Origin of the sequence: Polaribacter sargassicola (genome assembly GCF_021991835.1) — a bacterium.
Taxonomy (GTDB): domain Bacteria; phylum Bacteroidota; class Bacteroidia; order Flavobacteriales; family Flavobacteriaceae; genus Polaribacter; species Polaribacter sargassicola.
Genome location: NZ_JAHDAU010000133.1, coordinates 1 through 320 on the forward strand (window position 1 = coordinate 1; position 320 = coordinate 320).

Annotated in this window: 1 protein-coding gene; it reads left to right on the forward strand. The window is 68.8% G+C overall.

Going from position 1 to position 320, the window contains the following annotated elements:
- Nucleotides 1-193: aggregation-promoting factor C-terminal-like domain-containing protein (locus tag KI686_RS16175; RefSeq protein ID WP_237590355.1), on the forward strand; the 193-nt coding region annotated here is incomplete at its 5' end.
- Between the last annotated feature and the right edge of the window lie 127 nt (nucleotides 194-320).

The window sequence follows — 320 nt, forward strand, 5'->3', positions numbered from 1 at the left end:
CTACAAGGCCTACAACCCCAGTGGCGCGACCGGCATCCCGCAGGCGCTGCCCGGGAGCAAGATGGCCACCGCTGGTGCGGACTGGCGCACCAGCGCCGCGACGCAGATCGCCTGGGGTCTGGACTACATCAAGCGGGCCTACGGCTCGCCCTGCTCGGCGTGGTCGCACTCCCAGGCAGTGAACTGGTACTGAGCCGAAGGCCCGAGACCTGCGCGGTCCTGATCACCGGAGTTCGGTGATCAGGACCGCTGTCGTTCCGGCGGTGCGCGCCTCGAAGATGTGCGGAGCGTCGCCCGGATACGAGAGGTAGTCGCCAGGG